The following is a 21,870-nucleotide window of genomic DNA, read 5'->3' on the forward strand; positions in this document are numbered from 1 at the left end:
TCATGTCGCATCGAAGGTTACCCAAGGCAATACATACGCTCTCGGCCATGGGTATGAGCGGTCTCCTGCTGGCCAGTGCCATGAAGCACTTCCGGGACCCTGCCTTCTATGCTCCCGTGGTTCCCGACTACCTTTGCCGCGAGGATGAGCCCGCAGCGGGACCACGTGGGCCCTTGGCTGTTATGTCCCGCGAGGAATGGATCGCTTCCTCCGGCCTGCTCGAAGCAGCAGCCGCCGTCGGACTCATGATCCCTGCCACCCGCAAAGTGGCCGCCGACGCCACCACAGCCATGTTGCTCGCATTCCTTGCAGGGCATATTGACGCGCTGCGCCGGGCCTACGGTCCGCGCGGAACGCAGAAGCAGCGACGGGTGCATACTCTGCGTCTGCCACTGCAAGTTCCGCTGATCGTGTGGTCCTGGAGCCTGCGGAAGTGAAGCTGAAGAACTCACCCGCCTTCAAGATCGCGGTCTCGCTGAGTATTGCCACGGGGCTGTACGGCATATCCTTCGGGGCTTTGTCCGTGGCTTCGGGGTTTGATTTCTGGCAAACCATGGCACTGAGTCTGTTGCTGTTCAGTGGCGGTTCGCAGTTTGCCTTCATTGGCGTGGTGGCCGGCGGCGGCTCGGGAGTCGCAGCGATGACAGCGAGTGCGCTGCTCGGCCTGCGTAACGGAATCTATGGCATGCAAATGAATGCGATGCTGCGCCCGGGCGGGTGGAAACGTTACGCCGCGGCCCATCTCACCATTGATGAATCGACCGCGACGGCGTCAGGACAGTCGGATGCGGATGAACAACGCCGCGGGTTCTGGACTGCCGGAATCGGAATAATCATTCTTTGGAATATCTTCACGGCCATAGGAGCCTTGGCCGGTGACGCCATGGGGGACCCCAAGCAGTGGGGCCTTGATGGTGCCGCGGTGGCTGCTTTCCTTGCCCTGCTGTGGCCGCGGCTGAAAGGCCGGGAACCGTGGGCCATCGCCGCCGCCTGCGCCTTGGCTACCATCCTGGCCGTTCCCTTCGTTCCTTCGGGTGTGCCCATCCTCGTAGCAGCGGTGGTGGCGGGCGTTATCGGCTGGTTCAGCCATGCCCGGCTCGATGAAGGGTTGGAGCCGGACATCGACCCGTACGCCGCGGACCACGGACACCGCGTTGGTGAGCATGGCGCCCACTATGAAGGAGGTACAAAATGAACCTCTGGGTGTGGATACTCATCGCCTGCGGACTGGCGTACCTGACCAAGCTGGTGGGCTACTTCGTTCCCGCCAAGCTGTTGCAAAGCCCGCGAATCATGCACATCGCCGGCACTATGACCATCGGCCTGCTGGCATCCCTCACCGTGGTCAATGCGGTGGCTTCCGGGCAAGGCCTGGTACTCGATGCCCGCATCGGCGCGCTGGTGGCTGCCGCCGTCGCCCTCTGGCTCCGCGCGCCGTTCCTGGTGGTGGTGATTTCCGGTGCGGGGGCTGCTGCCCTGCTGCGGCTTCTCGGCTGGGGTTGACCGGGGGTAGAGATGATGGCCGGGCCGGATTGATGATGGCCGGGCCGGAATCGTGCGGTTAGCCCCGCCCGCTGAACGAGAAGCCCGGAATGTCCGATTGCTCCGGAAGCGGCCTCGGCAGGCGTTCGGTCCGGATGGCGTCTTCCGCCAAAGCCACGGGGCGTTTCCATGCCTCGGAGCCGGGTTCCATGGTGTCCACGGCGCCGATGAGCATCGCCACCAGCCGGACCATGTCCTCAATGGTGATGTCGCGGCGAAGGGAGCCCTGGCCCTGGCCGCGCTCCAGCAAGGTGGCCATGGCTTCGATGAGCCCCTGCGTAATGCCGAGCAGGAGCCCGCGGCGGCCGGCGACAGCGCTGAGCAGGTTCGCTTCGTCGCTGGCAACCCGCATCAGCGCATCAATCAGGTTGAAGAGGCCTTCGGCGGCGTCCATGCCGTCCAAGCCGGCTTGGGCTACGGGGTCGACGTGCTGGCGCAGCTCCCTGGAAAGGGCGGACAACACCAGTTGTTCCTTGTCGGAGAAATTGCGGAACAGCGTGGCCGGACCAACCCCCGCGGTGGCGGCAATGGTCTGCAGGGGAACGTCGGGACCTTGTTCGCGGAAACATTGACGGGCCGCAGTGATGATCTTGTCCACATTGCGTGCCGCGTCAGCCCTGAGGGGCTTGCGTTCTGAGGGCTGTTCCATGCTGCCCAGACTAGCAACGCGGCACTGATCCCCAGTGGTTACGCGGGAGTAGGCCGTTAATATGACAAACCGGCACATGAAACACTGGTTTTATGTTGCTTGCATTCTCAGTCGCGCCTTCGGGCCAACCCGCATCCGCCCCTGCCGGTGAGCCCTCGGCAGACGCATCGGTCCACGACGCCGTCGCGGCCGCCGTCAAGATCGTCCGTGAATCCGGATTGCCCAACCAGACCGATTCCATGTTCACCACCATCGAGGGTGAGTGGGACGAGGTCTTCGACGTGGTCAAACGCGCCACGGAGGCAGTGGGCCGCTTCGGCAGCCGGGTCTCCCTGGTCATCAAGGCTGACATCCGCCCCGGCTACGAGGGTGAACTGACCGGCAAGGTGGAGCGCTTGGAACAGGCTATTTCCAACGCGGAGTAGCACCTTCCGTCCCTGTGCCCCGGGTGCCAGACTGGGGCAATGATTGAACACGTAACCGAGCACGGATGGGAAGACGTGGAGCGGTACCTGACCGACGTCGTCGTACATCCCGGCCCGGCTCATCAGCGCGCCCTGAAGTCGGCAACCGAAGCCGGCATGCCGGCCATCGAGGTGGCGCCGAATGCCGGGAAGCTGCTCAAGATGCTGGTGCAGCTTTCCGGTGCGCGGCGGGTTCTGGAGATCGGTACGCTGGCCGGTTTCAGCAGCATGTGGATGGCGCAGGGACTTCCCGACGACGGGCGGTTGGTGACGTGCGAATACCTTCAGAAGCATGCCGACGTTGCGCGGACCAACCTCGACGCCGCGGGACTGGGCCACAAGGTGGATATCCGGGTGGGGCCGGCCCTGGATACGCTTCCGACGCTGGTCTCCGAGGAGTCGTTCGACTTCGTGTTCATTGACGCGGACAAGGAGAACGATTCCAACTACCTCGATTGGGCCATTCGCCTGGGCCATCCGGGCACAGTAATTGTGATCGACAACGTCATCTGGGATGGTGCCATCCTTGATCCCCAGCGCGACGTGGTGAACGCCCCGGGGATTGTGGCGGTACTGGAGAAGCTCGGTCAGGATCCCCGGCTTGACGCTACCGCCATCCAAACAGTGGGCACCAAGGGCTGGGACGGCTTTGCCATGGCAAGGATCCTTTGAGGGCTTACGCGTCAGCGCGCGGAATGCGCGCGGACTCTTCGCCCGGTTCGACGTCGACCGGCGCGTCCTCCAGGAGGCTTGGTGGTTTGGGCACTCGGGCTATCAGCAAGCCCACTACCGTCAACCACGCGACGACCACGGAGAACACTTCTGCCCACATCGTCGCTTCCACTTCCATGAAGTGATCTTATGACCGATCCCGCTTAAATGGTAAGCAGCCTTAGCAATCGTTGCAGTGTTCAGCTGTCGGGCGATGTCAGCTACTAGTCTTGAAGCATGACTGAGGCGGTGCGGAACTAGTGGCCAGGGGAAATAAATCCGGCAGATCCGGAAAGGAGCCGAAGTCGGCCCGCTTCGGGCGTTCGACGGCGGCAGTCATCGAAGTGCCTGAGAGCACCCGGCCTGACGGCCCGGTAGCCGGCGTCTATTACATCGATACCGGGGACTGTGAACTGCTGCCGGATCCTGACAATTCAAACGGCTGGCTCCTGAAAATCAACGGGGTGCTGAGTTCGCACATAGACCTCGCTGACCCCCTGTTCCTGGACTTCGAGTACATGCGCTGGATTGCGGCGCTGGTGGAGTCCCGCTGGCCCCGTGAATCCAGGCCCAAGTTGCGTGCCCTGCACCTGGGCGGCGGAGCGTGCTCCATGGCGCGCTACTTCAACGCGGCCTACCCTGAAGCCCGGCAAGTGGTGGTGGAGCTCGACGGAAAACTGGCTGAGTATGTGCGGGGCTGGTTCGATCTCCCCAAGGCGCCGCTCCTGCGGATCCGCGTGGGCGAGGCCCGGCAGGTAACGGAATCGCTCACCCCTGACACGCGGGACCTCATCATCCGCGATGTGTTCGCCGGGGCCTTCACGCCCCGGGCCCTCACCACGCGGGAATTCAACGCCCACGCTGACGCGGTGCTGGCCCCTGACGGGCTGTATGTGGTGAATTCCGGAGATGCGCCGGACCTCAAGAACGCCCGGGCCGACGCAGCCGCGATTGCGGATACCTTCGAGCACACGCTGATCATCGCCGACCCGCCCATGCTCAAGGGCCGGCGCTACGGGAACATGATCATGGCAGGCAGCCACGTCCCTTTCGGCGACGATCCCACACTGGCCCGCAGGCTCCTGGGCGGAGCAGTCCCCGCGCACATTTGGAATGACGCCCAAGTCCGCGCCTTCGCGGCCGGGACCCCCGTTCGGCACGACCCCACCCCCGAGCCCACCCCCTGACTCCCCGCGAGATGGCAATTAATGGCAATGTTTCCTCGAATTATTGCCATTAACTGTCATCTCGGCGGCCGGTAGGGCGGCCCAGCAGCTCTTCGCGCCGGTTTGCTGTCTCGGCCTTGAGAGCGTGTACGACGGCGGCTACCGCAGGGCGGCGCATGGAGTCCGGCCGCAGGACCATCCAGTAGGGGAGCAGCTCGGCAAAGTCTTCTGGCAGCAGTCGGACCAGGTCGGCGTGGCGATCGGCCATGAAGCACGGCAGGAAGCCGATCCCTGCCCCCGCCCGGGTGGCTTCCACGTGGACGAACACGTTGGTGGAACTCAGGCCGTCACGCATTGCCGGGACCAGCCTGCGGGGAGCGTCGAGGTCATCCACTTGCAGCATTGAGTCCACGAAATACACCAGCTGGTGCTGGGTCAGCTCTTCGACGCTGGCGGGTGTTCCATGGCTGGCCAGGTACGCCCGCGACGCGTACATCCCCAAGCGGTAATCGCCAAGCCTGGTCGCTTCCGCCCGGTGCACCTGCGGCGTTCCAACCACCACTTCGATGTCCAGGCCGGATCGCTGCTGCAGAGCCCGCCGGGTCACCGTAACGATCTCCACGCTCAGCCCGGGGTGTTCCTCGCGCAGCCGCGCCACTGCCGGTGCCGCGATGTAGGCGCTGAAGCCGTCGGTTGCGGTCATGCGTACGACGCCGGCAATGGGGTCGGGTGCGCGGTCGTCGGGTCCCAGCGCACTGACGGCGGATTCGATCCGCTCGGCCACATGGACGGCCTCGGCTCCGAGTTCCGTGACCTCCCAGCCGCCGGCAGCCCGGGCAAGGACACGGCCGCCGAGCGCCTTTTCCAGCGCCGCTATCCTGCGCGAGACCGTGGTGTGGTTGAGCCCCAAGGCCTGTGCCGCCGTCGTGAACTTTCCTGAACGCGAGACGGCCAGGAGGATGAGCAGATCATCCGGATTTGGATTCATATCTGCAATTTTGCACATAGTAAGTGCCTCTTTGGTTATTGAGGCGCGCCGAATGTGCAGCAATACTCAGTGGAGCATTTCGTGTTGTGGATCACAGCGCGAACCAAGATAGGGCACTGTCAAAGAGGACACTGAGGAGATGGATATGAGCGTAGAGCAACGCTCCACATCAACGGCCGGGAACAACGGCAAAGGATCCGGGCTGAAGAAGATCGTGGCCGCGTCCATGGTGGGCACGGTGGTGGAATGGTACGAGTTCTTCCTGTACGCCACAGCGGCCACCCTGGTTTTCGGCAAGTACTTCTTCCCCAGCACCGGCAACGAGCTTGACGGCATCATCCAGGCCTTCATCACCTACGCCGTCGGCTTCGTGGCCCGGCCCCTGGGCGGGATTATCTTTGGGCAAATCGGCGACAAACTCGGCCGCAAGCCCACGCTGCAGCTGACAATCGTGATCGTCGGCGTCTCCACGTTCCTCATGGGCTGCCTCCCCGGCTTCATGGACATCGGCTACTGGGCCCCCGCCATGCTGGTGGCGCTGCGCTTCATCCAGGGCTTCGCGCTGGGCGGCGAATGGGGTGGCGCCGTACTGCTCGTCGCCGAACACAGCCCCAACAACTCACGCGCCTTCTGGTCCTCATGGCCGCAAGCCGCAGTCCCCGTTGGCAACCTCCTGGCAACGCTGGTCCTCTTCATCATGTCCACCACCCTTAGCAGCGAGGCGTTCCTGGGCTGGGGTTGGCGCGTAGCGTTCTGGCTCTCCGCCGTGATCGTGTTCGTTGGCTACTACATCCGCACCCACGTCAGCGAGGCACCCATCTTCCTCGAAGCCAAGGCGCAGGTGGAGGAATCCAAGGCCATCAGCTACGGCGTCGGTGAAGTCATCCGCAAGTACCCGAAGGGCATCCTGCAGGCCATGGGACTGCGTTTTGCCGAGAACATCATGTACTACCTCGTGGTGAGCTTCGCGATCGTCTACCTCAAGAGCGTCCACAAGTACGACACTTCATCGTTGCTGCTGGCCCTGCTGATCGCCCATGTCATCCACTTCCTGGTCATCCCGCAGGTCGGCCGCCTGGTGGACTCGTGGGGACGCAAGCCCGTGTACCTCGTGGGTGCCATCACCGGAGCTGTATGGCCGTTTTTCGCCTTCCCCATGTTCGACACCAAGAACGCCGTGATCATCGTGCTCGCCGTGACAATCGGGCTCTGCCTGCACGCCTTCATGTACGCGGGGCAGCCGGCCATTATGTCCGAACTCTTCCCCACCCGCATGCGGTACTCCGGTGTTTCCCTCGGCTCGCAGGTGACGTCCATCTTCGCCGGCTCGCTGGCGCCGCTGCTGGCAACCCAGTGGCTCAAGGACACCGGCTCCTGGCTGCCCACCGCCATCTACCTGGTGGTCGCCTGCGCCATCACCGCCGTCGCCGTCGTGTCCTTGAAGGAAACCAAGGGCATCGCACTTCAGGACGTGGACGCAGCGGACGCTGAGCGCCACGGACTGGCCACCGCTACTTCGAAGGGCTGATCTGATGGACAACACCTTGAATGGCCGCAAAGCTCTGGTGACCGGGGGCGCGAGCGGAATCGGGGCCGCCTGTGCGCGGGCACTCGCCGCCCGCGGGGCCAAAGTAGTAGTGGCCGACGTCGACGCCTCCGGGGCAGGGAAACTCGCCGACGAGCTGGGCGGTACCGCGTGGGAAATCGACCTGCTCGACACCGACGCGCTCGCCGCGCTCAGCATCGACTGCGACATCCTGGTCAATAACGCCGGGATCCAGAAGGTTGCGCCCATCGAGGAGTTCGACCCCGCAGAGTTCCGGCGAATTGTGGCCCTGATGCTGGAAGCGCCGTTCCTGCTGATCCGCGCAGCCCTGCCGCACATGTATGCCAACGGTTTCGGGCGGATCATCAACATCTCCTCGGTCCACGGGCTGCGGGCCTCGGCGTACAAGAGCGCCTACGTTTCGGCCAAGCACGGGCTCGAAGGGCTCAGCAAGGTCACTGCCCTGGAGGGCGGGGAGCGCGGGGTGACGTCCAACTGCATCAACCCCGGCTACGTCCGCACGCCCCTCGTGGAGCGGCAGATCGCCGACCAGGCGAGGCTCCACGGCATCCCTGAAGCCGAGGTGCTCGCCAAGGTGATGCTGACGGAGTCCGCGGTGAAACGGTTGGTGGAGCCTTCCGAGGTGGCGTCGCTGGCGGCCTGGCTGGCCTCCGACGACGCCGGAATGGTCACCGGCGCGAGCTACACCATGGATGGCGGCTGGTCAGCGAGGTAACGCACCCGCACCCCCGCCCTTCACTCCCCGCGAGGTGACAGTTAATGCCAATGTTCGCGTCGAACATTGGCATTAACTGTCACCTCGGCGCGGGGAAGATGGGATCACACAGCCTCGTCGACCAACTCGGCCCGGCGGAGGCCACCACCGCGGACCCACAGCTTGTAGGCCACGAACAGGAGGCCCAGCCAGGTGGCGCCTACGTAGAGGGCAACGCGGGTGTCCTCGAAGACACCAAGGATCACGATCACCATGGCCATGAAAGCGATGGTCAGGATCGAGGCGACCGGCCACAACGGGGAACCGAATTCCGACGCCGGCAGGTCCTTCCGCTTGATCTCACGCTTCATGGCCACGTGTGATGCCAGGATCATGACCCACACCCACACCGTGGCGAACGTGGCGATGGAAGCGATTACCACGAACACGTCCTCGGGAATCATGGCGTTCAGGACGACGCCCACCAGCAGGATGCCACCCATCATCACCACGGTCATCCAAGGAACGCCATGCCGGGAAATCTTGCCGAAGCTCTTGGGCGCGTGGCCCTGCTGGGCCAGGCCGAAGAGGATGCGTCCGGCTCCGAAGATGTCGCTGTTGATAGCGGACAATGCTGCCGTGATCACCACGGCGTTGAGGATATGGGGTGCGGCCGGAATGCCAAGTCCGTCGAAGATCTGGACGAAGGGGCTGCCGCTGCTGCCGATCTCGTTCCACGGGAAGATGCTCATCAGCACTCCGAGGGTGAGGACGTAGAAGAGCAGCACGCGGACGGGAACGGTGTTCACTGCCTTCGGGATGACCTTCTTGGGGTCTGCGGCCTCGCCCGCGGTAATGCCGATCGTTTCGATCCCGCCGAAGGCAAACATCACGACGGCGAACGCGGCCAGGAGGCCCTCGAAACCGTTCGGGAACAAACCGCCGTGCTCCACCAGGTTCCCCAACCCCGGTGCCACGCCTCCGCCGTCGTTCCCTGACTGGAAGCCGAAGGCGATGATGGCTGCGCCGCCAACGATCATGGCGATAATCGCCACAACCTTGATGAGCGAGAACCAGAACTCGAGCTCGCCGAAGACCTTCACGCTCAACAGGTTCAGGGCACCGAGGAAGAGAATGATCGCCAGGATCCAGATCCATCTATCCACCTGCGGGAACCAGAAGCCCATATAGATGCTGAAGGCCGTGACGTCGGCGATGGCAACGATGGCCATCTCGAAGACGTATGTCCATCCCGTCACGAAGCCCGCGAACGGTCCGAGGTACCGGCTGGCGTACTGGCCGAAGGAGCCGGAGACCGGGTGCCGGACGGCCATTTCGCCCAGGGCCCGCATCACCATGAACACCGCGGCACCGCCGATGATGTAGGCGAGGAGGACGGCGGGTCCGGCTTTTTGGATGGCCGAGGCCGAACCGTAGAAGAGCCCGGTGCCGATGGCTGATCCGAGTGCCATGAAGCGGATATGGCGGACGTTGAGGCCACGGCTGAGTGCCGAACCTGCAGCTTGGAGGGCAGGGGTCTCCACAGCCAGCTTGGTTTGTTGCATGGTAAAACCTTCTCGTCTTTGGGAGGGGATCGCTATCCAGCAGATCACTTTTGGCCCGCTTGTGATCGGATTCACGGCGGTTTGCTGTCTTCGATCGCAGACACTTGGGTGAATCCGCACATAGTCTGGTATCCCGGACGTATCCCGGCCCCCACTGCTGGCCACGATGTTCGGAAGGGGAGCATCCTTAAGTACGGGATACCGGACAAGCAGGAACTTTCGCCTCCTGAAGGAACCCCAAAGAACACCCGAGCAATGAGGCAACATGACATCCACGCCACTGGCAACCGGCAAATCCAAGGTCCCGGCCGCAGAGAACACCTTGCGCATCCTCAAACTGCTGGCTTCCCGCCGCGGACCCATGGCGGCGTCGAACATAGCCACCGCTCTCGGCCTGCCGCGTTCCAGCGTGTACCACCTGTTGGGCGTCATGGAGGCCAACGGGTTCGTGCTGCACCTCCACGAAGAACAGCGCTACGGGCTGGGGATCAGCGCCTTCGAGCTCAGCTCGGCCTACTCCCGGCAAGAGCCCTTGTCCCGGCTCGGACGGCCCATGTTGGCCTCCCTTGTTGACGCCATTGGCGAGAGTGCCCACCTTGCCGTCCTCCACGGCCGCGACGTGCTGTACATCGTTGAGGAACGCGCCAAGAACCGCCCCAGCCTGGTGACCGACGTCGGGGTCCGGTTACCCAGCCACCTCACCGCCAGCGGGCGGGCCATCCTGGCTGCGCTGCCGAAATCGCAGGTTCGTGCCCTGTACCCGAACGCTGCCGCCTTCACTTCGCGGCACGAAGTGGAATTTCCCATCATGAAGTACTCGGCCCTGTCCTCGCACTTGGACCAGGTCAGGCAGCGCGGATATGCCACCGAAAACGGCGAAGTGACACCGGGTTTCGGGTCCATCGCGGCTGCTGTTACGGACCATTTGGGATGGCCGACTGCGGCAGTCGCCGTGACGTTCCTGGAGGACAAAGTGCCGGCGGAGCAATGGCCGGTACTCGCTGCCCGCATCCGCAAGGCGGCCGACGAGTTGTCCGTCCGCATCCACGGCCGTCCGGCCGGTTGAGCTGAGCTGGCTAGCTCCGTGCTTCGCGTTCCACGATCTCCCGGAACGCCTCCAGTTCGCCGCGGAAGCTCCCGCGGTACGAGCCCAGGGAAAACAGCCGCCCAAAGATTCCCGCGATGAATCCCCGGGTCACGAACTCCTGGTTCAGCCGTGTGCCCGCACCTTCCGGCAGGAATGTCACATCCGATTCGCCCTTGAGGATCGCGTTTCCGAAGCGCGTCCGCAGGTGTTTGGGGCGCTCGACGGCAAGGACCTCTGTGGGGCTTGCCATCCGCCCGAACCACACCGTGTACCGGCTGCCGGGCTCATCAACTGAACCAACACGGTCTGTCACGCGGGTAACCCCTCCGATCCACTCCTTGAAGCGGTCCGCATCCGTCCAGGTGGCAAAGACCTGCTCCGGCGGCGCTGCGATGAAGGTCGAAACCTTGTAAGTTCCCATGCGTTCAGCATGCTCTTCTTCACCCCTGAATTCGAGATCCCCCGCACAACCCAACTGGCTCGCATTAGTGGTTGTTCTGAGCCCTCAAAACAACCACTAATGCGAGCTAGTTGGGTCTGTAATACCGGACAGCACCCATCCAAAAGCCGTTCCACGAGCGGAACGGAGGGGCTCTACTGGATACAGAAGATCTTTCAATCACAAAGTTCCACCGAGAGAAGGAGCCACCATGGCACCCGCCGATTTCACAACAGGAGCCCGCCCGGTCAAAGCCGCCCGCGGCACGGAGCTCACCGCCAAGTCCTGGCAGACCGAAGCACCGCTGCGCATGCTGATGAACAACCTCGACCCCGAGGTCGCCGAGCGCCCTGACGATCTGGTGGTTTACGGCGGCACCGGCCGGGCCGTCCGTTCCTGGGATGCCTTCGACGCCATCACCCGGACCCTGGAAACCATGGAGAAGGACGAGACCCTTCTGGTCCAGTCCGGCAAGCCGGTGGGCGTGTTCCGCACCAACGAATGGGCGCCGCGCGTGCTGCTGGCCAACTCCAACCTGGTGGGGGACTGGGCAACGTGGCCGGAGTTCCGCCGGCTCGAGGCCGAGGGCCTGACCATGTACGGGCAGATGACTGCCGGTTCATGGATCTACATCGGCACCCAGGGCATCCTGCAGGGCACCTACGAGACCTTTGCCGCCGTCGGACGCAAGCTCGCTGAAGAGGGCCGCGTGGCCGCGGGGGCCGAGTCCGAGGGGCCGCTGGCCGGAACGCTGACCCTGACCGGCGGTTGTGGTGGCATGGGCGGCGCCCAGCCGCTCGCCGTCACGCTGAACGACGGCGCGTGCCTGATCATCGACGTCGACGAGACCCGCCTGCGCCGCCGCGCCGGCAAGCGCTACCTCGACGAGGTGGAAACCGACCTGGAGACCGCCATCGCCAAGGTGCTCAAGGCCAAGGAAGAACGCCGCGGCTGGTCCGTGGGCTATGTGGGCAACGCCGCCGAGGTGTTCCCGGAACTGCTCCGCCGCCACAAGGCAGGCGAACTGACGATCGACATCGTCACTGACCAGACCTCCGCCCACGATCCGCTGTCCTACCTGCCCGAGGGCATCACGGTGGAAGAGTGGCACACCGAGGCTGCAGCCGACCCGGAGGGCTTCACCAAGAAGGCCCAGGCCTCCATGGCCCGCCACGTACAGGCCATGGTGGAATTCCAGGACGCCGGGGCCGAGGTCTTCGACTACGGCAACTCCATCCGCGACGAAGCCCGTAAGGGTGGCTACAGCCGGGCCTTCGAGTTCCCCGGATTCGTCCCGGCCTACATCCGGCCGCTGTTCTGCGAAGGCCTTGGCCCGTTCCGCTGGGTGGCGCTCTCCGGAGACCCGGAAGACATCCGCGTCACTGACGAGGCCATCAAGGAACTGTTCCCCGAGAACAAGCACCTGCACAAGTGGATCAACGCCGCCGCCGAGCGCGTGGAGTTCGAAGGCCTCCCGGCCCGCATCTGCTGGCTTGGCTATGGCGAGCGCCATAAGGCCGGCCTGCTCTTCAACAAGCTCGTGGCCGAAGGCAAGGTCAAGGCCCCGATCGTGATCGGCCGCGACCACCTGGACTCCGGTTCCGTCGCGTCTCCGTACCGCGAGACCGAGGCCATGAGGGACGGCTCGGACGCGATCGCCGACTGGCCGCTCCTGAACGCACTCACCGCGGCGTCCTCGGGCGCCACCTGGGTATCCATCCACCACGGCGGCGGCGTGGGAATCGGTCGCTCCATCCACACCGGCCAGGTCTCCGTGGCCGACGGCACCGAACTTGCTGCGGCAAAGCTGACCGCACTCCTGACCAACGACCCCGGCATGGGCGTCATCCGCCACGCCGACGCAGGCTACGAACGCGCCATTGAGGTAGCCAAGGAACGCGGCGTCCGCATCCCCATGAATGAAGGTAAGTAAATGACTATAACCTCGAACGAACAACTCACGGTGACCCTCGGCTCCAGCGGGGTAACCCCGGAAGACGTCGTCGCCGTCGCACGCCACGGCGCCAAGGTGACCGTGTCCCAGGAAGCCCTGGACACCGTCGCCAAGGTCCGTGCCCACATTGACGGGCTCGCCACCAGCGACGTCCCCGCCTATGGCATCTCCACGGGCTTCGGCGCGCTGGCCAACCGCCACATCCCCAACGACCTCCGCACGCAGTTGCAGAAGTCGCTGATCCGCAGCCACGCTGCCGGCATGGGACCCGCGGTGGAGCGGGAAGTCATCCGCGGCATCATGTTCCTCCGCGCCAAGACCCTCGCGTCCGGCCGGACGGGTGTCCGTCCCGTGGTTCTGCAGACCATGGTGGATGTCCTCAATGCAGGCATCACCCCGGTGGTCCGCGAGTTCGGTTCGTTGGGCTGCTCCGGCGACCTCGCACCGCTGTCCCACTGTGCGCTGGTTCTCATGGGTGAGGGCGAAGCAACAGGGCCCGACGGCGAACTGTACGGCGCCGAGGGCAAGGCACCTGTTGCTGAGCTGCTCGCGCAGCACGGCATCGAGCCGGTCACGCTCGCTGAGAAGGAGGGCCTGGCCCTCGTCAACGGCACCGAGGGCATGCTGGGAATGCTGCTCATGGCCATCGCCGATCTCCGCGTCCTGCTGGCGACGGCCGATGTCACCGCAGCCCTCAGCGTGGAGGCCCTCCTTGGCACTGACCAGGTATTCCTTCCCGAGCTGCACGCAGCCCTGCGTCCCCACCCGGGCCAGGCTGCCAGCGCGGACAACATGCTCCGGGTGCTGTCCAACTCACCGATCGTGGCTTCCCACCGGATCAACGACACCAAGGTTCAGGACGCCTACTCGCTCCGTTGCGCACCGCAGGTTGCCGGAGCAGTCCGCGACACCGTGGACCATGCCGCCTTGGTGGCTTCCCGCGAACTCGCCGCAGCCATCGACAACCCGGTGGTCCTTCCCGACGGCCGTGTAACGTCCAACGGCAACTTCCACGGCGCACCCGTGGCCTACGTGCTGGACTTCCTTGCCATCGCTGTTGCTGACCTCAGCTCCATTGCCGAGCGACGCACGGACCGCATGCTGGATCCGGCCCGTTCCCACGGCCTCCCGGCATTCCTTGCCGCGGATCCGGGCGTGGATTCGGGCCTGATGATTGCCCAGTACACGCAGGCCGGCCTTGTTTCCGACAACAAGCGGCTCGCTGTTCCGGCGTCGGTGGACTCCATACCGAGCTCCGCCATGCAGGAGGATCACGTCTCCATGGGCTGGCACGCGGCGCGGAAGCTGCGCAAGGCCGTGGAGAACCTCCGGCGGGTGCTCGCCGTCGAACTGGTCACCAGCGCACGCGCCCTGGACATCCGGACGCAGCTTTCCGACGGCGAACTCACCCCGGGTCCGGCGGGTACGGCCGTGATCGGGGTGCTTCGGGAAGTGGTGCAGGGGCCGGGCACGGACCGGTTCCTGTCGCCCGAACTGGAAGCGGCTGACCGCCTGGTTGGCTCCGCTGCGGTCCGCGCGGCCGCCGAATCCGCCGTCGGGGTTTTGGCCTGACGTCGAATAAAACGCTCATTTGAGCGGCAAATTTGTCACGCCTCGGAAATTGTTCGCAACGCAACGTCCGGGGCGTGGCAAATGTAGTAATACTTATGGTGTACGTCACGTCCGGCGACAACGGTGTCCCGGGCTTGACGGTCAAGTGAATAACTAACAGAGAACATCCACAAAGGGGTAGAAGTTCAATGAAGGCACGGGGAGCAGTACTTTCCAGAAGAAGCGCACACGCGGCAACGGTTGCCGACTGGAGGCAGCTGAAGGTCGGGGAGCGGGTGGAAGTCATCAAGTACGCCCACGTGATCGCAGCCGGTCTGGTGGAAGAAGTCTCCCTGAGCGGCAACGTGTTGTGGCTCGAGCATTCGGGACCCGGCGTCACCGAAGAGGGCAAGGAACTCTTCATGAAGTCCGACGGCGTGATCCTCCGCCGCGCATAAGCACCCTCCTTCACCCAAGCACCCAACTAGGTCGCATTACCGCGCGTTTTGAACGCTCAAAACGCGCGGTAATGCGACCTGGATGGGTGCCGCTTAACCGACAAACCGGGGCCTGTCCCTTCCGCGGGTAGTAGTGCGGAAGGGACAGGCCCCGGTTGTGTTTCGCTGCGAGCTGCTGAAGAGCGGCTCAGGCAGCGAGGACTTCGTGGGTCTGACCGAAGGGAACGGATTCGTCCAGGGCCACGGTGTAGGTGCCGGGCTCGTGCCGGGTCACCAGGATGCCGCAGTTGGCGTCTGCAGCGGCGCTCTCAATGAGGGCATCCACGGCACGGTCAAGTCCGTCGTGGATTTCGTCTGCCTTCGAAAAGGACAGGCGAATCTCGCGTTCTACTGTCGTAGCAGTGGTCATTTGGGGGCCTCCTCTTACTTGTCGCATGCGAGGGCGACCCGACAATCATAAAACCTTCAAGCCAATTATTTGTAAGATGACTGGCAACCATGTGATCCGTGTCTCATCTCCGGACCATTGCCCGGAGCAGTTTAACGGCCACTGACAGGGCTGCGATATCCATGGGTCCGGGCTTGATCGCCTCTTGGATGGTCTCCTGGATCCGCGTCAGTTGTTCGATGTTTCCGCGCTCCCAGTCCATGATCCGCTCCACGGGGTCATGGGCAGCAGCCGGGGAACGGGGTGTGTGGCGGACAACCGCCCGGGTCATGTCCGCCAGCACGAGGTACATGTCGTCCCGCAGGGCAGCACGCGCAAGGGATTCCCAGTGGGTGTCACGGGGGAGCCGGGTGATGTGCTGCAGCAGACGGATGGCCGAGATCCGCTCGAACACGGCAAAGTACACCTCGGCCACAGCCTCTGCGGGTTCCTGAAGCTCTTCGGCAATCGCCGCGATGTCCAGCAGCCCGTAGCTGACCAGCAACTCGGAGGCACGGAGCCCCAGCTGATGAGGCAGCCCCACGGCGTCCGAGTGGGCAAGAAGGTCCAGCGAAAAGCTCAAGTTGAATCCATGCAGGAAGCGCGTGAAGTTTGACCGCATCAATGCCATGGGGCTTTCCAGTCGGGCAAACGCATCGGCTACGGGCTTGTCGCGGAAGTCGTGGGTGACGTACCAACGCACTGAACGGTCCAGCAGGCGTCGCATGTCCAAAGCGACCGCCGCTCCATGCTCAGTGGGGATGTTCGCTGGAATTGCCGCTATTGCCTCTGTCACCGCATCAAAATCCCAGATCCGGCGCATGACGACGAATCCACGGGCCACTGCCGCAGCGGACACGGTGGTTTCCTCCATGGCCCTGAAGGCGAAGGAAATCCCGCCCATGTTGATCATGTCGTTGGCTACCACCGTGGCCACGATTTCCCGGCGGAGGGGATGGGTGGCAAGGTGCTCGCCGAACCTTTCGGAGAGCTGCTTGGGGAAGTAGGAATGGAGGGTTTGCGAGAACCACGGATCATCGGCCAGTCCACCGTCGGTCAGCTCCCGGGCGAGCTCGATCTTGGCGTAGGCCGCCAGCACTGCCAGTTCCGGGGTGGTCAGGCCCTTGCCCGTAAGGACCCGGGCGCGCAGCTCTTCGTTGGACGGCAGGGATTCCAGTTTCCGGTCCATGTCCGTCACCGATTCCAGCCAGTCCATGGTCCGTTCGAAGCTGGGGCTCCACTCCAGGGCCAGCTGTTTGTCGTTGACCAGGAGGGTGTTCTGGTGGTCGTTGGTTTTCAGGACGAGCCGCCCTACTTCGGTTTGGAGGTCCTGCAGGAACGCCGTGCGTTCGGCCGCGGGCATCCTTCCGGCGGAGATCATGCGGTCAAGGAAGATCTTGATGTTCACCTCGTGGTCCGAGCATTCAACCCCGGCGGAATTGTCGATCGCATCCGTGTTCACGAGGATCCCGGCCAGGGCAGCTTCGATCCTGCCGCGCTGGGTCACGCCAAGGTTCCCGCCCTCGGCGATGATGTGCGTGCGGAGCTGCGTGGCATCCACGCGGATAGCGTCGTTGGACTTGTCTCCCACGTCCGCGTTGGTTTCCGTGGAAGCCTTCACGTAGGTTCCGATCCCGCCGTTGTACACGAGGTCCACCGGTGCCGTTAGTACGGCGCGCAGAAGCTCCGGCGGGGTCATCGCCGTCGTGTTTTCCTGCAGGCCCAAGGCAACGCGCACTTGTTCGCTGATCCGGATGGACTTTTCCGAGCGGGCGAACACGCCACCGCCGGGGCTCAGTTTGCTGGCATCGTAGTCCGCCCAGGACGAGCGGGGCAGTGTGAAGAGCCTCTCCCGTTCCGCGTAGGAAGCAAGCGGGTCAGGGTTGGGGTCCAGGAAGATGTGCCGGTGGTCGAACGCTGCCACCAGCTTGATGTGGTTGGACAGGAGCATGCCGTTGCCGAAGACGTCACCGCTCATGTCCCCGATCCCCACCACGGTGAAGTCTTCTGCGCGGGAGTCGATCATCAGCTCGCTGAAGTGGTGGCGTACCGATTCCCAGGCGCCCCGGGCGGTGATGCCCATCTGTTTGTGGTCGTAGCCCACCGATCCGCCCGACGCGAAGGCATCACCCAACCAGAAGCCGTACTCCGCTGCTATGGCGTTGGCGAGGTCGGAGAAGGCAGCCGTCCCCTTGTCCGCGGCAACCACAAGGTAGTAGTCGTCGCCGTCGTGCCTCACCACCCGGGGCGGCGGCACGACGCGGCCGGCCGGTCCGCCGTCGGGGTCCGGCACCAGGTTGTCCGTCACGTCCAGCAGGCCACGGATGAAAGTGCGGTAGCTTTCCTGGCCCTCGGCGAGCCACGCGGCCCGGTCTTCTGCCGGGTCCGGGAGCCGTTTGGGGAAGAACCCGCCTTTGGCGCCGGTAGGGACGATCACCGCGTTCTTCACGGTCTGTGCCTTCACCAGTCCCAGGACTTCCGTGCGGAAATCCTCCCGCCGGTCCGACCAGCGCAAACCTCCCCGCGCGATCGCTCCAAAGCGCAAGTGAACGCCCTCGACGCGTGGCGAGTACACCCAGATCTCAAACTTCGGCCGCGGTGCCGGCGCAGCAGGGATACCGGCGGGGCTGATCTTGAAACTGAGGCAGGGCCTGTCCAGGTAGAAGTTGGTCCGCAGGGTGGCCTCCACCAGGCTGGCCAGGGAACGCAACAGCCTGTCCGCATCAAGGACGGGGACGGCGTCGATGGCTTCGGCGAGCCTGGCCCGCGCTGCGTGGACGGCCTGTGTCCGGTGGCTCAGTTCACTGCTGCCCTCTTCAAACACATCCCCGTCGCCCGTGTGCGCACCCGGGTCCGGTTCGAACAGGTCAGCCGCGATCAGGTCCGGGTTGAATTTGGCTTCGAACAGTTCCAACAGCGCGCGGGTTGCCGCCGGGTTGGTCCGGAGGGTCTCCGCCATGAAGCTGTACGAATTGGCACTGCCCAATTGCCGCAAATACTTGGCATAGGCCCGCAGCACGGCAACATGCCGCCAACCCAGGCCCTCCCGAATGACCAACGCATCAAAGGCGTCCGACTCCGAGTCCCCGCGCATCGCCGCCTGGAACGCCACGGCGAGCAAATGACCCGTTGCGACGGGATCCACGCCCCGCGGGTACTTCAAGCCCAGGTCGTAGAGGAAGAACTGCCTTCCATCGGCCCGCTGGACATCGAACGGCCGTTGGTCCAGCACTTGGAGACCCAGATTGTGGAACAACGGGAGGATCTGGGTGAGGCTCTTGGGCCGAATCAGGTAAAGGCGCACGCGGGCGTCCTCAGCCAGGACTGCGGTGCCCGGACGGGTGTACACGGACAAGATGGGGTCCTGTTCATCCTCGCCGGGAAGGAAACTCTCAAACCGCGCGATGTCCGCTACCGCGTCCTCCACTTCATAGTCCGCTTTGTAGCTGGCTGGAAAAGCAGCGGCCCACAGCCCGGAAAGCCGGCCGGCCTCCTCCCGCGGGTAGGCGGCCTGAAGCGCCTCGTCCAGACCTTGGGCCCAGGAACGCGTGGCGGCAATGATGCGCTGCTCCAGCGCGGCGGAATCGACGACGGCGGATGGCGCCTCGTGCGGGCCGGCGCCAGGTGGGGGTGTGCCGGCGTCTGCTCTGTGCTGGCTGGATCCTGACGGCGCCGCCGGGAGCAGGATCCGGAAGAAGACCCTGGCCATTGCGGATTCGCCCAAGCGCAACTCGAACTCGATGTCATCCGAGCCGAACGCTTCACGCAGTTCCCGTTCGATGTTCAGGCGAACGGCTGTGTTGTAACGACGGCGCGGTAGGAACACCAAAGCAGTCATGAACCGGCCGAACGAATCGGGACGAAAGAACAGCCGGGTGCTGTGCAGCTCCTGCAAGCGGAGAATCTCCCGGGCGTGCAGGGCCAACTGCGATGCCTCTATGTGGAACAGCTCGTCCCGTGGGTAGGCGTCCATCACGGCCAGGAGTTCCTTGCCGTGATGCGATGAGGCCGGGTAGCCCAAAGTCCGCAACGCCTCGGACACGGTGTCCCGGATGACAGGGATCTCCAGCACCGGGTGGGCCGAGGAGTTGGGCGAGAACAAACCCACGAAGGTGTGTTCCCGGGCGGCGGGCGTCCTTACCGTTACTTCGTCGAGGTAGGCATGACGGAGGACCGTGGAACGTTTGGTGGACTTGGTGAGCGTTAGGAGTGGGCCCTGCACCGTGGTGGGACTGTTGGGGTCTCCGGGCTCGCGCAGGATCCCCAGGCCGCCGCTCTGCCCGGTCGATCCGCCGGACCCGCCGGAGCCGCCGGCCCGGTAGCCCAGGAAGACGAAGTTTCCCGCGTCCAACCACCGCAGCAGCTGCTGTGCTTCACGGGAATCCTTCACTGCATCTTCGCCCGAGCCAGTGCCTGCTTCCAGTTCCGCGAGTGTCCGCTCCAAACCTGCGTGCATGGCGTCGGCATCTTCCGCGGCGGCCTGCACATCCTTCAACACGGCATGTATCCGGGCAATCAGGAGTTCGGTGCCGTCCTCGTCCGCCAAGCGCGGGATGTCCAGCGCCATCCACGCTTCGGTGCGGTCGCCGTCGTCGTGCGTTGCCGGGGAAGGCGCCACCCCGGTGGGCAATCCCGTGCGGTGCGGACCGCTGCGGATTCGGGTGAGCCGGTGCGTTGCAGGGTCCCGTTCGACGCGGAACACCGGATGGACCAGGAGCCGGATGGACGAGGTGTCCCGGGCAATCTCGGCCGTGACGGAGGGGAGAAGGTACGGCAGGTCGTCCGCGACGATCGCCACCACGCTGGAATCGGTCTCGTGGAGGATGCCTACCAGGGCCTGCCCGGGCTCGCGGCGCTCGGCCAGTGTCCGATGGTAGCGGGCCCGCTCAAGGAGTGTCTCCGGAGTGTAATTGCGGACGTCGTCGTCCGATACGTGTTCGTAGTAGTCGGTCAGGAACCCATCGGCCGGCTCATTCCCGGGTGCCATGCTTTCATGATCGCCCTAAACCCCGCGAGATGACACTTAATGGCAATGTTTGGGCCGGACATTGCCATTAAATGCCATCTCGAGTTGCGGGACGACGTACGGGCCTGTGACCCAGCTTCGCCACGCCTGCGCCAATCAGCAACGTGAGAATGGCCGCGGCGGCGTGGGTGTAGAGCATCAGGTCCGCCCCGTGGACGGCGCCGCCACCGGACACTGCGGCAGGGAGGTCCGCGGGGATCTGCCCCGTGCCGTGCAGGTGGTCCAGGGAACCGAGGCCGGGAAAGGAACCACCCAAGGCATCGAAGCCGAAGAACAGCACTTGCTGCGCCGCCCCGGAGATGAGCAGCAGCAAGATGGGTCCGTGGATCCAGTGTGTGATCAGCTGGGCCGCCAAGGCAGACAAAGCCACGAATCCCAGCAGGATGGGGATGGCCGGGGCGCTTCCACCGGAAACAACGTGGGCGCCCAGACCCAGGGCAACGGCCACCGGTCCGGCCACCCAGGACCACTTATTCCGGACAGTGCCCTTTCGCGGAACATCCACAGGAGTCGTGCTCATCGCCATCCTTCCCTCCACAAGGCTATGGGGATGATGTGCCCAGCAAAAGGGTTAGCCAAACACAGTTAGGCCAGCAGCGTGTTCACCAACCGAGCAGCCACCTTGGCGGTACGCCCGTCAATGTCGAACTCAGGATTCAATTCCGCCACATCAAGATGCACAAGCTTCCCGCTGGCGGCCACTTGCTTGCAGACGGCGCTGATCACCGGCAGCGGCACTCCGTACGCGGCCGGAGCGCTGACGCCGGGCGCCACCGCTGCGGGCATCACATCAAGGTCGATCGTCAAGTAAAGGACGTCGATGCCTGCCAGGAAATCGGCCACGAACGTCTCCACGACCTCCGGCGCGCACCCCTCGTCCAATAGATACTTCACGCCCAGCCGCTCCGCTGTGTCGAACAGGGTCCGCGTGTTGTTGGGTTCGGAAATACCGACGACGGCGTACTGCAGTTCCCGGCCAGCGGCGGCTTCCTCCTGGGCCATCTGGAGGAACGGCGTTCCCGAGCTCGGGACGGGCTCGTCGCGCAGGTCAAAGTGGGCGTCAAGGTTCAGCACACCCAGCCGTTTGCCGCGCAGGACTTCGGAGCCGGCCACCCCCAGGTAGCTGGCGAACGCGGTTTCGTGGCCCCCGCCAAGCACAACGGTGAGGTTGCCGGCGTCGAGCAGTCCGGAGATGGCACGTCCGGCGCGTGCCTGGCCGTCCTCCAGCTGGTCGCCCTCCACCACCACGTCACCGGCGTCGAACACCTCCCGGTCCAGGTGGAACGCCAGCGGACCAAGCGCCGCACGGATCGCGGCCGGAGCCGCGGCAGCACCCACCCGCCCCTTGTTGCGGCGAACCCCTGCGTCGCTGCAGAAGCCCAGTACGACGGCGGAGCGCACGCCGGCAGCGGCGGTCCCGGCAGCGTGGGGAGCCACAGCTTGCCACCACCGGCGGTGCTCGGGGCCGTCGCCGTCGAAGCGGCCGGTCCACGCGGTGGGGGTGACGTCTACGGCGGGGGCGCTGGTTTCCATGGTTTAAGCACACCGGACCCGGACTGCCAATGCCAGCAGTTCCGGGTCC

The 21,870-nt window shown here is 64.4% G+C and carries 21 protein-coding genes; 12 read left to right on the plus strand and 9 right to left on the minus strand.

The annotated features are described in order from the left end of the window. The first annotated feature begins 53 nt into the window (after positions 1-53). The 3 genes from RI444_RS02085 to RI444_RS02095 are packed head-to-tail and all read left to right on the plus strand — an operon-like array spanning position 54 to position 1,503. Entirely contained in the window at positions 54-437 is a 384-nt protein-coding gene (locus RI444_RS02085; protein ID WP_021471160.1) for a hypothetical protein, read from the plus strand. After that, positions 434-1,195, plus strand: coding sequence for an AzlC family ABC transporter permease (locus tag RI444_RS02090; protein WP_021471159.1), 762 nt, complete (start codon positions 434-436; stop codon positions 1,193-1,195). The genes RI444_RS02085 and RI444_RS02090 overlap by 4 nt, the downstream gene beginning before the upstream one ends. Continuing rightward, positions 1,192-1,503, plus strand: coding sequence for an AzlD domain-containing protein (locus RI444_RS02095; RefSeq protein ID WP_021471158.1), 312 nt, complete (start codon positions 1,192-1,194; stop codon positions 1,501-1,503). The genes RI444_RS02090 and RI444_RS02095 overlap by 4 nt, the downstream gene beginning before the upstream one ends. 58 nt (positions 1,504-1,561) lie before the next feature. Here the strand turns inward: RI444_RS02095 and RI444_RS02100 are convergent, their stop codons facing one another. Beyond that, positions 1,562-2,191, minus strand: a complete 630-nt coding sequence (locus RI444_RS02100) for a TetR/AcrR family transcriptional regulator (RefSeq protein ID WP_021471157.1) — start codon at positions 2,189-2,191, stop codon at positions 1,562-1,564. 92 nt (positions 2,192-2,283) lie between these two features. Between RI444_RS02100 and RI444_RS02105 the strand changes: the two genes are divergently transcribed. Continuing rightward, complete coding sequence (locus RI444_RS02105) at positions 2,284-2,616, plus strand: MTH1187 family thiamine-binding protein (protein WP_021471156.1); 333 nt, start codon at positions 2,284-2,286, stop codon at positions 2,614-2,616. A 39-nt stretch (positions 2,617-2,655) separates the two neighbouring features. Beyond that, a complete protein-coding gene (locus RI444_RS02110; RefSeq protein WP_062094793.1) occupies positions 2,656-3,327 on the plus strand; it encodes an O-methyltransferase in 672 nt (223 codons plus the stop codon). A 4-nt stretch (positions 3,328-3,331) separates the two neighbouring features. Here RI444_RS02110 and RI444_RS02115 read toward each other — a convergent pair whose 3' ends face one another. Beyond that, positions 3,332-3,505: a hypothetical protein gene (locus RI444_RS02115; protein WP_164888680.1), complete on the minus strand. Its 174-nt coding sequence runs from the start codon at positions 3,503-3,505 to the stop codon at positions 3,332-3,334. A 205-nt stretch (positions 3,506-3,710) separates the two neighbouring features. Between RI444_RS02115 and RI444_RS02120 the strand changes: the two genes are divergently transcribed. Further along, positions 3,711-4,553 carry a spermidine synthase gene (locus RI444_RS02120; protein ID WP_242703158.1) on the plus strand — a complete coding sequence of 281 codons (843 nt, stop codon included), beginning with the start codon at positions 3,711-3,713 and terminating at the stop codon, positions 4,551-4,553. A gap of 49 nt (positions 4,554-4,602) precedes the next feature. Here the strand turns inward: RI444_RS02120 and RI444_RS02125 are convergent, their stop codons facing one another. Next, positions 4,603-5,520, minus strand: coding sequence for a LysR family transcriptional regulator (locus RI444_RS02125; protein WP_021471152.1), 918 nt, complete (start codon positions 5,518-5,520; stop codon positions 4,603-4,605). 145 nt (positions 5,521-5,665) lie between these two features. On the opposite strand from RI444_RS02125, the gene RI444_RS02130 reads away from it, so the two are divergent. Further along, on the plus strand, positions 5,666-7,048 hold the full coding sequence (locus tag RI444_RS02130; RefSeq protein ID WP_207605194.1) for an MFS transporter: 1,383 nt from the start codon (positions 5,666-5,668) through the stop codon (positions 7,046-7,048). A 4-nt stretch (positions 7,049-7,052) separates the two neighbouring features. Beyond that, positions 7,053-7,802, plus strand: a complete 750-nt coding sequence (locus RI444_RS02135; RefSeq protein ID WP_021471150.1) for a 3-hydroxybutyrate dehydrogenase — start codon at positions 7,053-7,055, stop codon at positions 7,800-7,802. A gap of 104 nt (positions 7,803-7,906) precedes the next feature. On the opposite strand, the gene RI444_RS02140 is transcribed toward RI444_RS02135, so the two are convergent. Continuing rightward, on the minus strand, positions 7,907-9,346 hold the full coding sequence (locus RI444_RS02140; protein ID WP_207605193.1) for an amino acid permease: 1,440 nt from the start codon (positions 9,344-9,346) through the stop codon (positions 7,907-7,909). A 265-nt stretch (positions 9,347-9,611) separates the two neighbouring features. On the opposite strand from RI444_RS02140, the gene RI444_RS02145 reads away from it, so the two are divergent. Then, on the plus strand, positions 9,612-10,412 hold the full coding sequence (locus RI444_RS02145; protein ID WP_062094797.1) for an IclR family transcriptional regulator: 801 nt from the start codon (positions 9,612-9,614) through the stop codon (positions 10,410-10,412). Positions 10,413-10,422: 10 nt separating this feature from the next. Here the strand turns inward: RI444_RS02145 and RI444_RS02150 are convergent, their stop codons facing one another. Then, positions 10,423-10,854 (minus strand): SRPBCC family protein, encoded by a 432-nt coding sequence (locus RI444_RS02150; protein WP_021471147.1) that lies wholly within the window; start codon positions 10,852-10,854, stop codon positions 10,423-10,425. A gap of 229 nt (positions 10,855-11,083) precedes the next feature. Between RI444_RS02150 and RI444_RS02155 the strand changes: the two genes are divergently transcribed. The 3 genes from RI444_RS02155 to RI444_RS02165 all read left to right on the plus strand — a co-directional run bounded on the left by RI444_RS02155 (position 11,084) and on the right by RI444_RS02165 (position 14,835). Beyond that, a complete protein-coding gene (locus RI444_RS02155; RefSeq protein ID WP_207605192.1) occupies positions 11,084-12,805 on the plus strand; it encodes a urocanate hydratase in 1,722 nt (573 codons plus the stop codon). Next, positions 12,806-14,398 (plus strand): histidine ammonia-lyase, encoded by a 1,593-nt coding sequence (gene hutH / locus RI444_RS02160; RefSeq protein ID WP_207605191.1) that lies wholly within the window; start codon positions 12,806-12,808, stop codon positions 14,396-14,398. A 188-nt stretch (positions 14,399-14,586) separates the two neighbouring features. Then, complete coding sequence (locus RI444_RS02165; RefSeq protein WP_021471144.1) at positions 14,587-14,835, plus strand: hypothetical protein; 249 nt, start codon at positions 14,587-14,589, stop codon at positions 14,833-14,835. Between the two features lie 187 nt (positions 14,836-15,022). Here RI444_RS02165 and RI444_RS02170 read toward each other — a convergent pair whose 3' ends face one another. The 4 genes from RI444_RS02170 to hutG form a co-directional block, all read right to left on the minus strand. After that, positions 15,023-15,244, minus strand: coding sequence for a hypothetical protein (locus RI444_RS02170; protein WP_021471143.1), 222 nt, complete (start codon positions 15,242-15,244; stop codon positions 15,023-15,025). A gap of 103 nt (positions 15,245-15,347) precedes the next feature. Next, positions 15,348-20,249 (minus strand): NAD-glutamate dehydrogenase, encoded by a 4,902-nt coding sequence (locus RI444_RS02175; RefSeq protein ID WP_207605190.1) that lies wholly within the window; start codon positions 20,247-20,249, stop codon positions 15,348-15,350. A gap of 67 nt (positions 20,250-20,316) precedes the next feature. After that, positions 20,317-20,808 carry a hypothetical protein gene (locus RI444_RS02180; protein WP_021471141.1) on the minus strand — a complete coding sequence of 164 codons (492 nt, stop codon included), beginning with the start codon at positions 20,806-20,808 and terminating at the stop codon, positions 20,317-20,319. A gap of 65 nt (positions 20,809-20,873) precedes the next feature. Further along, positions 20,874-21,821 (minus strand): formimidoylglutamase, encoded by a 948-nt coding sequence (gene hutG, locus RI444_RS02185; protein WP_069696085.1) that lies wholly within the window; start codon positions 21,819-21,821, stop codon positions 20,874-20,876. Between the last annotated feature and the right edge of the window lie 49 nt (positions 21,822-21,870).

It is taken from the genome of Paenarthrobacter sp. AT5 (genome assembly GCF_032764245.1).
Taxonomy (GTDB): Bacteria; Actinomycetota; Actinomycetes; order Actinomycetales; family Micrococcaceae; genus Arthrobacter; species Arthrobacter ureafaciens.